9 protein-coding genes, 1 rRNA gene and 2 pseudogenes are annotated in these 14204 nt (G+C 35.4%); all 12 read right to left on the bottom strand.

What is annotated here, in order from left to right; genetic code table 11:
• Window positions 1-43: 43 nt before the first annotated feature.
• On the bottom strand, window positions 44-1390 hold the full coding sequence (locus JCM9157_RS21195; protein WP_035668084.1) for a GH1 family beta-glucosidase: 1347 nt from the start codon (window positions 1388-1390) through the stop codon (window positions 44-46).
• 234 nt (window positions 1391-1624) lie between these two features.
• Entirely contained in the window at window positions 1625-2626 is a 1002-nt protein-coding gene (locus tag JCM9157_RS21190) for a LacI family DNA-binding transcriptional regulator (protein ID WP_035668082.1), read from the bottom strand.
• Window positions 2627-2715: 89 nt separating this feature from the next.
• Window positions 2716-3321, bottom strand: coding sequence for a YesL family protein (locus JCM9157_RS21185; RefSeq protein ID WP_035668080.1), 606 nt, complete (start codon window positions 3319-3321; stop codon window positions 2716-2718).
• Between the two features lie 112 nt (window positions 3322-3433).
• Complete coding sequence (locus JCM9157_RS21180; protein ID WP_035668078.1) at window positions 3434-4285, bottom strand: carbohydrate ABC transporter permease; 852 nt, start codon at window positions 4283-4285, stop codon at window positions 3434-3436.
• A 12-nt stretch (window positions 4286-4297) separates the two neighbouring features.
• Window positions 4298-5207: pseudogene (locus JCM9157_RS21175) on the bottom strand (carbohydrate ABC transporter permease).
• A 239-nt stretch (window positions 5208-5446) separates the two neighbouring features.
• Window positions 5447-6769, bottom strand: a complete 1323-nt coding sequence (locus JCM9157_RS21170) for an ABC transporter substrate-binding protein (protein ID WP_148296936.1) — start codon at window positions 6767-6769, stop codon at window positions 5447-5449.
• A 282-nt stretch (window positions 6770-7051) separates the two neighbouring features.
• The gene (locus JCM9157_RS21165; protein ID WP_035668076.1) at window positions 7052-8395 is read right to left on the bottom strand and encodes a GH1 family beta-glucosidase; all 1344 of its coding nucleotides are present in this window, start codon (window positions 8393-8395) and stop codon (window positions 7052-7054) included.
• A gap of 438 nt (window positions 8396-8833) precedes the next feature.
• Window positions 8834-9796: a D-serine ammonia-lyase gene (dsdA, locus tag JCM9157_RS21160; protein ID WP_052013301.1), complete on the bottom strand. Its 963-nt coding sequence runs from the start codon at window positions 9794-9796 to the stop codon at window positions 8834-8836.
• 16 nt (window positions 9797-9812) lie between these two features.
• Window positions 9813-10867 (bottom strand): annotated as a pseudogene (locus tag JCM9157_RS21155) (P1 family peptidase).
• Window positions 10868-11110: 243 nt separating this feature from the next.
• Window positions 11111-12274: a M20 peptidase aminoacylase family protein gene (locus tag JCM9157_RS21150; RefSeq protein ID WP_235715069.1), complete on the bottom strand. Its 1164-nt coding sequence runs from the start codon at window positions 12272-12274 to the stop codon at window positions 11111-11113.
• 329 nt (window positions 12275-12603) lie between these two features.
• Window positions 12604-13764, bottom strand: coding sequence for an MFS transporter (locus JCM9157_RS21145; RefSeq protein WP_158318635.1), 1161 nt, complete (start codon window positions 13762-13764; stop codon window positions 12604-12606).
• A gap of 296 nt (window positions 13765-14060) precedes the next feature.
• A 5S ribosomal RNA gene (gene rrf, locus JCM9157_RS21140) occupies window positions 14061-14176 on the bottom strand.
• Between the last annotated feature and the right edge of the window lie 28 nt (window positions 14177-14204).

Genomic DNA, 14204 nt, shown 5'->3' with positions numbered 1-14204 from the left:
AAACTCAATCGGTTTTTAAACCTCTTGAGTCCGTTATATCAATTTATTTAATAGTAAACCAGCCATTTTCAATTACTTTTTGATACCAATAGTAACTTTCTTTTTTGGTCCTCTCTAACGTACGGTAATTTACATGTACGATACCAAACCTCATTGTATATCCTTCTGCCCACTCAAAATTATCTAGTAATGACCAAGTGAGATAACCCTTTATATTAACCCCGGAATCAATGCTTCTTCGTAGCGCTGTTAAATGTTGTCTCAGATAGTCAATTCTCCCTTGATCATTCACGCGCCCATCAATCGGTTCATCATTATAACAAGAACCGTTTTCAGTAATATAAATCGGAACCGATCCGTAATTTTCTGTGATGTACTTAAGAACATTATAAAAACCTTCTGGATACACATTCCAACCAATATCGGTTTTCTGATAGCCTTGATCAACTCTTTCATGATCAAATAGCCCACTATTTTCTTTGTAACGTCCCACACTACCTGTGTAATAATTAATGCCTAAAAAGTCTATAGGTTGACTAATGATCTCTAAATCATTCTCTTCTATTGGGACTGTTACACCTTTGTTTTTGAACCACTCTACCATAAATTGCGGATAACTCCCTTTGAATACAGGATCAAAGAACCATTCAATAAACCAGGCACCCGCTCTTTTACAAGCGTCAATATCTTCTTGTTTATTACTAAAAGGTTCATTCCATTCTACATTCGGAGCATACCCAATCTCACCAGATGTCTTTAACTCCCTAAACTTGATAACTGCTTTACCATGAGCAACCATTAAGTGATGCGCTACATTTGTTGCTAACTGTAAATCTGTAAATCCTGGTGCATGAGCCCCTATAAAATTGGATAAGAAAGACGAACACCACGGTTCATTTAATGTAATCCATTTATTAATCTTTCCATTAAACTCTGTAAACATCGTTTCCGCATATTGAACGAATGCGTCAATCGTTTCTCGATTATCCCAGCCTCCTTTATCTTGCAAGGCTTGTGGCAGGTCCCAATGATATAATGTACACATAGGTTCAATGCCATTTTCAAGTAGCTTATCGACTAAGCGGTGGTAATAATCAAGGCCTTTTTTATTCACCTCTCCAGTTCCATTTGGATAAATTCTTGGCCAAGCTACTGAAAAACGATAAGCTTTAATTCCAAGGTCTTTCATAATCGCAATGTCTTCTTCATAACGATGATAGCTATCACAAGCCACATCACCATTATCACCGTTCACAACTTTGCCAGGAATCTTTGAAAAAGTATCCCAAATGGATAACCCTCTTCCATCCTCCTGTGTCGCTCCTTCAATTTGATAGGAAGCTGTTGCCGCTCCCCAAATCAGATCTTTTGGGAATTGAATAATAGTCATAAAAACACCCCTTATTTTTTTGGATCAGATCAACTTCAAGCAAACATGCCTAACGCCAATTACATTCTGTAATAGGAATAATTGCTAAGATCTTTACAAACCTCAATATGTAATACGGAAAAGTGAAGAACATGTTATTTATAAAAGTAGTCTGTTTCTCTTATTATGAGTCGTAATCTTGTTAACAATACTGTTTTTACTTTTCAAATACTATATATCAAAAAAGACCAATCATTAGATTGGTCTACAAGATTTTCTTTCAACTAAAGAAACTGGAATTTTTATGGACATATATTGTTTCTTCTTATCACTTATTTGTTCTATTAAAAGGTTTGCAGCTGTTTTACCAATTTGAGCAGTATCTTGTCTAATTGTTGTTAGAGCTGGAACTGTGTATTGAGCAAAATGGATATCATCAAAGCCTACGATAGAAATATCTTTAGGTACCTCTAACCCTTTTTGTCTAATCTGTTCAATTGCTCCTAAAGCCATTAAATCCCCTGCAACATAAACAGCTGTCGGTCTTTCATCAAGGCTTAGCAGTTCATTCATTGCCTTTTGGCCACCCTCATACGTAAAGTAACCGCCGTTCACTATATACTGCACTGGTATTTCTAGATTATACTTTTTCATTGCATTTTGATATCCTACTAATCGCTGAACACCGACGAAACCTTCTTGGTGACCAGAGATATGAGCTATTTTTCGATGCCCTAAAGAAAATAAATAATCAACTGCTAATTCACTTCCATATTGATTATCACTAAATACAACACTTGCTCCTCTACTATCTAAGTCGATGACGACTGAAGGGATATCAGAATTCATTAATTTTTCAACATCCGGGTCATTCATATTAGAACTAACTACAACTACTCCATCTACTCCTCGATATTGAAAATGGTCTAAATACGTTTTCGAGTCGTTTCCTATTTTACTTGATGCAAAAAGCAAGTCATAGCCATTTTTTTCAACGCTTTTTCGAAAGCTCTCAATAACTGCGTTAAAAAAGGGATGTTGCATACCAGATTCCTCATCAAATACAACGCCAATAGACCATGACTTTTTTGTTGATAGGGTTCTAGCACTAGAAGACGGAAAATACCCCATCTCATTAACAGCTTCCATTATTTTTTTTCGTGTTTTATCAGCTACATCAGGATAATTATTTAAGACTTTTGACACTGTCGTAATAGAAAATCCTGTTTTCTTAGCTATGTCATATATAGTTGTCATTTTAATTCCCCTTTTTGACTGAAACGACTATTTCTCTCTTATTTTAATTTAAATCTATAAGATGAATTCAGTCAATAACCAAATAAATACTAGTTAATTAGCTTATATTTTTGAAAGACCGTATAGTGCAAACTCATAAGTATATAAGCGAAGACACTAATGCCAATCCCTACAAATAACTTAGGGAAATGAATCGCTATTAACACATAAGCAATTACCCATATAAGTTGAACAAGGGCTTTCAGTGGATGAAGGATTACTAGACCACAAGCAGCCTTGATATTTTCTAACGTTCTATATTGAAAATGTGCCATAACAGAAAACACATTTATAAAAGTCATCATGATTAATGAACCAATTCCAATTATGGCTAAATAAATAAAAAATTGAATCGACTCATCATAAAAGTATGATACGAAAGAAAAATTCACATACAAAACATAAAATAAAACTAGAAAAATAAGTCCAATTACATTTGATCTTAGAAATTCTTCTTTAAACGTAGTAAAATATTTTCTAAATAAAGGTATTTCTTTATTTCCCTTAATCCACTCTCTAACAACTGAAAACAAAGCAACCGTTGAAGGCATAAAACCAAATACCCCTAAACCAAGCAGAAAAAATAAGAGCCAGAGAATATTTAGTGCTATAAACTTATAAACAAGTTCTGCTAAGTTATAAATAATTTTCCCCAAAGTCTACACCTCTAGTTCTAATTTGCATAATAGCGCCTTGCTAATAGTATACATTATTACCATAGCAATAATTTACTATTAACAAGACGCTATTTTTTTGCAAACATTAAATTTAACTTTTTACAGCACCCTCAGAAAGACTCGCAATAAACAAACGGTTAAACGCTAAGAACACAATAATTAAAGGTACTGTTGCCCAGAATGTACCAGACATGATCATTCCGTAATCCATTTGACGTGCATCATTAAGAGCACGTAATGCCACCTGTAATGTATGCATAGAAGGATCACGCAAAACAACTAATGGCCATAAGAAATCATTCCAAACTTGCATGAACACAATTATTCCGAGTGTTGCAAATGCAGGTAGTATCATTGGAACAACGATATTCCAGTAAATCCGGAAATTAGAGCAACCATCAATTCTAGCCGACTCGATAATTTCAAACGGAACACCATCTTTAATATATTGCCTCATCCAAAAGATACCAAAAGCATTTATTAAACCAGGAACGATAATAGCTTTATAATCGTTTAACCAACCTAATGTTGTAATGATATAGTATTGAGGGATTAACCCAAGTTGCGGTGGAACCATCATTGTTATAAGAATTAATCCAAACAAAATGGTCTTCCCTTTAAATTCTAACTTTGAAAAAGCATATCCTGCTAAAGAGCATAAGAACAAAACCCCAACTGTAACGGAAGTAGCAACGATAAAAGAATTCAACATTGCACCGAAAAAGTCAATACTTCCTAATACTTTTTGAAAGTTCTCAACTAAATGTGCACCTGGTGTAAATGGTGGCGGAACTTGGTTGATTTCTCTATTAAGCCTCGTCGCCATAACAAACATGTAATAGAAAGGAAATAGGGAAACGATTGCTCCTACAGTTAAAAATAAATAAACAAAAAATTTATTTGTTGCAAAATACTTACCACTTTTAATTGTTTCCTTAGCCATAAGATCCTCCTCCTAACTCACTTTCTTAGAACGGCCAACTCGGTTAGTAATTAATAAGTTAATTGCCGTCATAGAAATGATAATGATAAACAAAACTATTGCTGCAGCAGAAGCTGTTCCGAATGAATTATATACGAAAGCATCTCTCCATAGGTATGCTACAACTGTTATCCCTTCTTCACGCAATCCCCTACCTAAGAAAATCAAAGGCTCAGTAAATAATTGGAAACTTCCGATCGTCGCAGTGAATACAACGAACATTAAGATTGGCTTTAACATTGGAAGCGTAATAAGGCGAATCTGTTGTCCCACTGTTGCACCATCAATTTTAGCTGCCTCATATAGTTCTTTTGGAATACTTTGCATCCCTGCTAAGAATATGATCGTGTTGTAACCAACCCATCTCCAAAATACCATTGTTGCAATCGCAATTTTTACTGGCCAATATTCTTGATTCCAACGAATTGGATCCATATCAAACATGCCCAAAAGATAATTGGCAAAGCCAAATGGTTGGTTATTAAATACAACACCAAAAATAATGGCTACGGCTACAATTGAAGTAATATAAGGTAAAAATATTGCTGTTCTAAATGTGTTACGAAACTTAATTAGTTGCGAATTTAAAGCAAAAGCGAGTAGAATACCAATGAATATTTGAGGAAGTGTCCCCATGATCCCAATTACAAAGGTGTTCTTAATAGCGGACCAAAAAACTGGATCTGTGAAAATCAACTCGAAATTTCTCCAGCCCGTAAAGGTCATAGGTGTTAACCCATCCCAGCGGAAAAATGACAAATAAAAACTAAAAATCATTGGGAATAACCCAAAAATGGCAAATAAAAAATGGAGAAACGAATAAATAAGCTGAAAGAGCAGTTCGGCTTTTTTCCGTTAGTTTAGAATTCTTGGTTGTCTCCAAAATGTAACCCCCTTAATGTAAAGTTAGCTCCTTGTATTAATTGTTTTTTGTTGATCTTCGAGAATGGCTCATTCTGTTACATTCTCAAATTGTTACATAAGCCATTCTCGAAAATGGCTACTCACGTAATAAAAATCAGATAAAATGACGCTTATTTTAGAAAGAGACATATGTTTTTTGATGATAAAGGATAGAGGGTATGACTTCCAAAGAAGGTCATACCCTCCGAATCAATGATCTTATTGTCTTTCTAGAATTCTGTTAATACGCTCAAGCGCAGCTTCCCATTCAGCTTCAGGATCGCTACCTGCAGAGATGTTATCAAGCGCTTCTTTAAATTCATCATCTACTGGATAGAAATTTCTGCCTTTAAATACTTGTTGTACAGCCTGTGCAGCTTCACCAAAAACTTGTGCAGTTGCAATTCCACCAAAGTATTCGTCAGTGAATCCTTCGAAATCAGGCATTTCGTAAACTGCTGGTGCAGAAGGGAATAATCCATAACCTAGGAATGCTTGTAACTGCTGTTCTGGAGCTGTTAACCACTCGATGAACTTATAAGCTTCTTCAGCGTGCTCAGTTTCAGCAGGAACTGTTAGGTAAGAACCACCCCAGTTTCCAGCACCTTCTGGCATTGTTGTAATGGACCAAACACCTTCATTTGGTTCATTATCCTTGATTACCCCTTGCATCCAAGCTGGAGCTAACATAGTAGCATAAGAACCGTCACCCATGCCTGAGAACCATTCTGGAGTCCATAAAGGAATATTACCTACTAAACCTTGATCCAACAATCTAGCCGTGTAGTTATAACCATCTTTAATTTGATCGTGCTCATCAACGATTAACTCGTTATCAGCATTAAAATATTGTTGTGTTGCTTGGTCACGTCTAGCGTTATAAATTAATTCGAAGCTATCTGCCATTAACGCACCTGTTGCTTCATTAATTTCAGTTGCTACTCTTTCAAAATCATCCCAAGTTGAAACTAACTCAGAAACAGCTTCTGGTGTTGAATCAAAACCAGCTTCTTCAAAAACATCCGTACGATAGAACATTACTGTAGGACCGATATCTGTTGGCAAACCAAACATGAAATCTCCTTCAGCACTTTCCCCGTCTCTCCAAACCCAATCTAAGAAGTTGCCTTCAACATCATTTGCACCATGATCGTAAAGGTTAACAAAGGCATCTCTTGCTCCTTTGAATCGCTCAATCGATCCTGTTTCTACCATTGCAATATCAGGAGCACCTGAACCTGCAGAAATAGATGTGAATAGATTATCATGAAGGTCATTCATATCACTATTTTGTAAATTAATTGAAACATGCGGATTGTCAGCAACGTATTGCTCAATTAAAGCATCATAGCCAGTGTTTCCGAATTCCCAAAAAACTAATTCAACTTCAGCATTTTCATTACCGATTTGTTCTGATTCTCCTTCAGCAGGAGCTGGAGCTGCGTCATCTTGACCACCACAAGCTGCTAGAAGCCCTACAGATAAAGCGGCAGCAGTTGCAAATTTGAAAAATTTCTTTATTTCTAAAATCCCCCTAAACATTTTTATATTTCTTAAGTATGAACAAAAAATGAAATAATATAGAAAAATACCGTTTTCCTTACTCACCTCCTTAAAGTAGGAAAGTCTTAACCTATTAAAGCCGAACTGTCGCCTAATGATTTAAAGCGCTTACTATGTTCACAAAAGATTAGCTTAAGACTTTTATCTTTACATTTCATTCGTTTTCTAGTAATCCCCGACTCAAGCAATAATATCCACCTTTCACCTTAAGCACTTTAGAGAACAAAAAACTAAAGCGCTTTAGATGGAATTCATAATGATTTAAATCTCAAAGAAATTATTTGAAATTGTTTGTTTATACCAATAGAAGCTATCCTTCTTCGTTCTTTCTAATGTTCGGTAATTAACATGAACAATTCCAAACCGCATCGTATAACCTTCTGCCCATTCAAAATTATCTAATAAAGACCAAGTTAAGTAGCCTTTAATATTAACACCTGATTGCATGCTGCGTTCTAAAGAAATTAAATGTTGTTTTAAGTAATTTAGTCTTCCTTCATCCTTAACTTCACCATTGACTGGTTCATCATTGTAGCAAGAACCATTTTCAGTAATATAAATCGGAACATCACCATATTGTTCTTTAATGTAGCACAACACATTATAAAAACCTTCAGGATAGATATTCCAACCAATATCTGTTTTTTGATAGCCTTTATCTACTTTTTCTTGATCAAATAGTCCTTCTCCTTCGGCAAAACGTCCAACACTTCCTGTGTAATAATTGATTCCAAGAAAATCAATTGGTTGATTAATGATTTCCATATCACCATCTTGAATGTTTAACCTAGCACCTTTTTTCTCAAACCATTCAACCATAAATTGCGGATATGTTCCTTTAAAAACTGGCTCGAAGAACCATTCAATAAACCAAGCATTAGCCCTTTTACAAGCATCAATATCCTCTTGCTTATTACTATAAGGCTCATTCCACTCGACATTTGGAGCATAACCTATTTGGCCAGTAGTGTTTAGTTCTCGAAACTTAATTACAGTCTTTCCATGAGCAATCATAAGATGATGAGCTACATTCATTGCCAATTCAAGGTTTTGAAAACCTGGTGCATGAGCTCCAATGAAGTTTGATAAGAAAGATACACACCATGGCTCATTGAAGGTAATCCAATTTTTTATCTTCCCTTCAAATTGTTTAAACATCACTTCTGCATAAGCTACAAATGCCTCAATTGTTTCTCGATTATCCCAACCACCTTTATCTTGCAAGGCTTGAGGTAAATCCCAATGATATAACGTACACATTGGCTCAATGCCATTTTCAAGTAGGGTATCAACCAAATTGTGATAGTAGTTTAATCCTTCTTGATTGATTTCTCCAGTTCCATTTGGAAAAATTCTTGGCCACGCAACAGAGAAACGATAATAATCAACACCTAGGTCTTTCATAATGGCAATGTCTTCTTGGTAACGATGATAACTATCGCAGGCAACATCACCATTATCACCGTTGACGACCTTACCTGGAGTTTTAGAGAAGGTATCCCAGATAGATTCCCCTCTTCCATGCTCCTTTACCGCACCTTCTATTTGATAAGAGGCAGTTGCAACGCCCCATTTCATGTCCTTCGGAAATTGAATAATTGACATAATAGAACTCCTTTCTAAACTCAACAAAAAGCGCTTTCGATTATTATAAAAAAATAATTTTCTTTTTCTTCAGTGTACTTAAATCTCTTCCACTTTGATAAACCGCTTTCGGTAACTTTATAAAAATAAACAGAAATCAGTTGATTTTTTGAGCTTTTTCGCCTTTTACATTTAACTTTAAACCAACAAAGCTTTCCGAAAACTAACTCATCTAACAAAAAGCGCTTTCGTTAAATTCATATTACTCATAAATGGAAGCGCCGTCAATCTTTTTTTTCATTTTTAATTCAAATTAATTTTCCACTGCTTTCAACAGCTTATGTATATATATTTTTCCCTACTTAAACGCATCTAAAAAAAGATGACTCAACACGTCAGAATCAGACGGTTAAGACATCCTTGATTAATCATTTACTTTATAGAATTTCTTACCTAGACTTACCTATGTTTTTTAGTTACTAGCCCCATTAACATTGCGGGTGAATGAGTCGGTTCCGCAAAAAAACAATGAACGGCACCTTTAAATACAGCTTTTAACCCGAATGTTACTCCCCCCGGGCCTCCCCCAACTCCACATGGAAGATAGACAAACAAAGGATGATTAACATCTACGGTTATCTGTTCTTTTTCTAACTGTTCTTTTAAACGTAGAGCGGCTACTGCATAACCTGCAAAAAGTTCCACTGAATTCTCGTCATCAATAAAATAACAATTCTTATTCTTCGAACATTGTTCTCTACCGTTCTTAATAGCTTCACTATAGTCAGATTCATATTCAATTACTTCAACGCCATTTTGGCGAAGGAGCTCTTTTTTCCATCGTTTAGCTTCTACTGACATATGTACAGTCACATTAAATCCCAATTTAGAACTCATCATCCCAATGCTTAATCCTAAATTACCTGTTGACCCAACTCCTATTGAATATTGTGAAAAGACCTCTCGGCATGACGGTTGTAACAAATAAGAATAATCATCTTCTTTGGATTTAAGTAGATGATGCTTGTGTGCGATTTTCTCTGCAATACTAAAAACCTCGTGGAAGCCTCCTCTTGCTTTTATAGAGCCAGCAACTGGTAGCATATCATCCGATTTTAAGTAAAGGTTCCCTTTAATTGAGGTAGCGAAGTTTTTCTCAATAGCTTTTTTCATGTTAGGAATTTTTATTAAAGGAGATTCAACCTCTCCATTTGTTTGCTTATATTCATGAAAGGCTGTCATTAAAAAAGGTTTAAATCGGTCAAAACGCTCTGCTGCATCCTTAATAATATCAATATCTACCCCATTAATTGGGAAGTGAGGTGGTAAAACACCTTGGTTTTGCCAAAAAACTGGCTCTAACTTCATCATCTTCTTAATAATAGGATAACGTTCAATTAAGTCGTTTACTGGAATTGACAATTTAATCCTCCTTTTATTAGCGAAAAAAATTATAATCAAATTCATATCTAATATGTTGATTTTGCCCTATCGTTGTAGTTGCTGTACATAACGAATTCCAAATAGACTCTTCCACTACCTCTACTGCCATTTGAAAAAAATTTGATATTAACGGGCCATCCTCGACAATAAATGAAAATGAATTAGTTATACCTGTAGGGTAATGAGAGATTTTATGTGCTGTTGAAAAAGCAATCACAATGTCTCCACTCCCATGTGCAGCATACGAACCAGTTCTTGCTAAACCAAAAGATGCTCTTTTAGCTAAACGATGCAGTTGTCTTTCACTCAAAGGAGCATCTGTTGCAAGCACGATCATGATAGATCCGTCTGGCATATCCTCTAGTTCTTCTTCTATAGCTATACTGTTGTTAAATCGAGACGGCAAATCATCTTTCGTCCCGAAGTTACTAACGACAAGCGCACCTAAAGTATAATGATGACCATCTACGATCAATTTTCTAGAACTCGTCCCACTCCTCCCTTAAAACCTAGACATGACATTCCAGTTCCGGCACCGACACATCCTTGTTCAACCTGAATTGATGCAGTTTTAATTGCATCTATGGCATGCTCCCCTTTCACATGAAGTCCACGAATATCATTTAAATAGCCATCATTACATTCCCCAACAATCACATTAACCGTTCCTGTACTATTCCCTATGTCTTGATTTTCTTTTAAAAGGAATTGAATGGTCCCTTCAGCCACTGCAGGTACAGAGAGTGTATTTGTAAGCATGATTGGACTTTCAATCATTCCTAACTCTTGCAACTGAACAAATCCAATTGTCTTGCCAAATCCATTTATAACATAAGAGCTACCGATAATCTTTTCTTGAAATAAATTACCACTATGAGGCAAGATCGCTGTTACCCCTGTCCGAATCGCTCTACCATCACTCAAATCATAAGTTAATGTTTTATGTCCAACTTTAACACCTGGTACGTCTGTAATACTATTGCGTTCTCCAGCTTTAAACTTTCCAATTTGGATTCCGAGTTCCCTTAACGTTTGTCTTCTATTTGCCATTAATAACACAACTTTCTGAAAAAAGTATCTAGTTCATTCGTCTGTTCTTCTTCTTAACTCCGCTCTTTTTCTATCCTTTCTTACTCAATTGTCATAAATTAAAGTAAACAGTAAAGGAGGTGTTACGCGCTCAATAGTATACCATTACGCTTGTCTTTTTCCGTTCTAACTAGACAAGCATCACAGGTTTATTTTTCCTCTCCTTTCTGAAATAGAGAGCGTCATAATGACGCTCTTTCGTATTTATATATTTTGACGCTCATGCTTTTCAAATATCTTAATTACAGATTTCGACATAATGGCAACACCATCTTGAAGTGCACTCGGATTAAATGTCATTTGTGGATGGTGAAGTCCTGGTGTAAGATCTGCACCAAGACCAATCATAGTTGCTTGAAGGTCAGATTTTTTTACAGGATAGTAATGAAAATCTTCTCCTCCTGGTGTAACAATAGGAGCGAACGTTCCACCTTCCCCCAACACTTCCGTAATAGCTTCTTGAACTACTTCCTCCATCCACCTATCTGGGACAGCTGCCATTAATGATGTTACTGTTTCAAGTTCTACTTCCGCACCATTAAAACTTGCTGCACCAAAAACAGCTTTTGTAACTTGACTTACAAGATCATCCATAATTTCATTTGTCTGGGTACGAAGATCAATACCAAAAATGGCCTCATCAGGAATGATATTTAGATTTTTCCCTTCAGTTCTAACCATTGTGACTTTTGCTGAACTGGAAATGGTTGGATCCATCTTAATTGAATTTATGGCGTTTATGATAGCTGCAATCGAATCTAATACATTAACTCCAAGGTGTGGTCTTGCTGCGTGTGCTTGTATTCCTTTTACTTTACCTTGTAACACTCGTGTTGCTCCATGATAAATAGCTGGAGCGGCTTGCTTGATTTGTAATTCTTGAATAGGTCTAAGATGAAGACCCAATAAGTAATTAACATCCTCTACAACACCTTTACGAATTAATGCTTTGGCTCCTTGTCCCGTTTCTTCAGCGGGCTGAAAAATGATTTTAATGATCCCCTTTGGGGTAAATCCAATTTCTTTTAATAACTTAATTGAATACAAAGCTATTGTTGCATGTCCATCATGTCCACATGAATGATTTGCTTTCCAAACTCCATCTACGTTTTGCCATAAAGCATCTATATCAGCTCTAACAGCAACTACTGGACCATCTTCACTCCCTATCCATGTTCCCACTAACCCTGTATGCTCCGGAAAAGTTTCATAAGGAATGTTTAACTTCTCAAGTTCAGCTGCTAAATATTTTGTTGTATTCTTTTCTTCCCAGCTAACCTCTGCTATCGAGTGAAGATGCTGATATGTTTCTTCTAGTTGATCTTGATACTGATCAATCCACTCAAATATATGTCTAATTGTTCTCACTCCTTATTCTCTCTATAAAACTTGATTTTAATTAGTATATTCAGTCTCATGTATAATTTCTACTAGATATATTAGATAACAAACTTAAATATTAAAATAGGCTATATGAATACATTTCAAATAGAAAAGTTTATATCTTCAATAAGTATTCCTAGTCTGACAATTGACAATATTCTTCTTTTTTATTTTACTATAGAAATCTAAAGTGAGGTATTTAAAATTTCTTGGAATTATCAGACTACGTATATATCCTAAAATAACTATATAAAAAAACTACTCGATAATGCTGAGTAGTTTTTATAATATTAACAACGGTTAAAAGGTTCGAATCAGCCGTCTAAGCTCATTGTTGGTAACGGCTTTCTCCCTTGATTATAGATAGTAAGTATACAAAGTAATGTACCAACAGCTGTGATAAAAGCACCAAAGAAATACGTTGATTCAGCTCCATATCTAGCCATATACCAACCTCCGCCACCACTTCCAATTAATCCACCAAGCCCTACAATTACAGCTATAAAAATAGTTTGACCTGTTGCGGCCATTTCGTCTGGAATAATCTTGGTAACAAAAAAAAGAGCCGATACAATAAATAAAGGAAATGTAATCCCATTCAATAGTTGTAATGTTATCAAAACAGTTGGATCACCGGAAAATCCATATAATAACCAGCGAACTACATACAAAAACGAAGCTATTACAATTAAAGTCATTTCCTTATACTTTCTTAGCAGTCTGCTCATGATAACAAACAGTGGAGCTGAAGCGAATGTCGCTAGCATCCAAGCAAAACCTACTTGTGTTTCCGTAGCTCCAATATCTGATAAATAAATAGTGAATAAGCTATCATTCAGCCGATGAGTCGTAAAGATAAATAAACTTATCAATAGAAACCAAACATATTCTCTGTTTTTTAATAACCTACCAACTGATCTTAATGAAATAGGAACAGTAGATTTTTTTCTTCCATCATGTAAGAAAAGCCCTACTGCTATTGCCATAAGGAGGATAATAGCGTACATTACCCCTAAATATTGAATTCCAACTATCGAAATCAAGGCACCTAAGATTACAGCCGCAGCCCCTACCCCAACATCACCCCACAACCGAATGAGGCCATAATTTTTGTTGTGTTTCTTCGAATAGGTTATTGTAATATTTTCAATTAGTGGTCCTGATGAACTCTGAAAGAAATTTAGCACAATAAATAAAATAAGAAGCATAATAAAAGACTGAACCGAAAAATAAAAAAAACTTACAAACAATGAACATACCATTACACTGATAAGTACTTTCTTAGTTGATTGAATCCGATCACTAACATACCCAAAAAAAGGCTGACCAATAATTGCAATTACAGCTCCCATTGCTAATAAAAAGCCAATTTCTTCAGTAGTTAGGCCAAGATCCTTTAAATACAAAGGCATAAGAGCCCCCATCGCTGAAAAAGTGGCAAACAATAAAAAGAAAAATAGAGATAACCTTATCATTTGAGTATCTTCTCCCATCTTTTCCTTACCACTAAAAAACCCTATTAGTATTACTAATAGGCGTTCTTGATCATTTTGAACAGAACCATCTTAACCAATATATTTGTTTATAAAATTTAACATATAGAAAATAAAATTAGGACATTTTAATTTCGAGTATGATAATTTCTTAACTTAAAAATGAGGGAACTCGTAAAATAAGGAGTTTCTTTTTATCTTATCAAAAATCAAAGACATTTAGAATTAGTATTTTAAGATATACGAAAAAAAGCATTCCTTATTGGAATGCTTTAGGCGCCTGGCAACGTCCTACTCTCACAGGGGGAAGCCCCCAACTACCATCGGCGCAAAAGAGCTTAACGACCGTGTTCGGCATGGAAACGGGTGTGACCTCTTCGCTATCGCCACCAGACTATAGAAAATACCTATCTTTCAGTTAA

Source organism: Halalkalibacter akibai JCM 9157 (assembly GCF_000513135.1).
GTDB lineage: Bacteria > Bacillota > Bacilli > Bacillales > Bacillaceae_D > Halalkalibacter > Halalkalibacter akibai.
Note: the sequence above shows the minus strand (reverse complement) of the source record. Positions and strands in the feature narration are given on the sequence as shown.

Bases quoted from the DNA above. Each gene is read 5' to 3' on its own strand.
- JCM9157_RS21195 (WP_035668084.1), bottom strand. From the start codon at position 1,390: ATGACTATTATTCAATTCCCAAAAGATCTGATTTGGGGAGCGGCAACA.
- JCM9157_RS21190 (WP_035668082.1), bottom strand. From the start codon at position 2,626: ATGACAACTATATATGACATAGCTAAGAAAACAGGATTTTCTATTACG.
- JCM9157_RS21180 (WP_035668078.1), bottom strand. From the start codon at position 4,285: ATGGCTAAGGAAACAATTAAAAGTGGTAAGTATTTTGCAACAAATAAA.
- JCM9157_RS21170 (WP_148296936.1), bottom strand. From the start codon at position 6,769: ATGTTTAGGGGGATTTTAGAAATAAAGAAATTTTTCAAATTTGCAACT.
- JCM9157_RS21165 (WP_035668076.1), bottom strand. From the start codon at position 8,395: ATGTCAATTATTCAATTTCCGAAGGACATGAAATGGGGCGTTGCAACT.
- JCM9157_RS21145 (WP_158318635.1), bottom strand. From the start codon at position 13,764: ATGATAAGGTTATCTCTATTTTTCTTTTTATTGTTTGCCACTTTTTCA.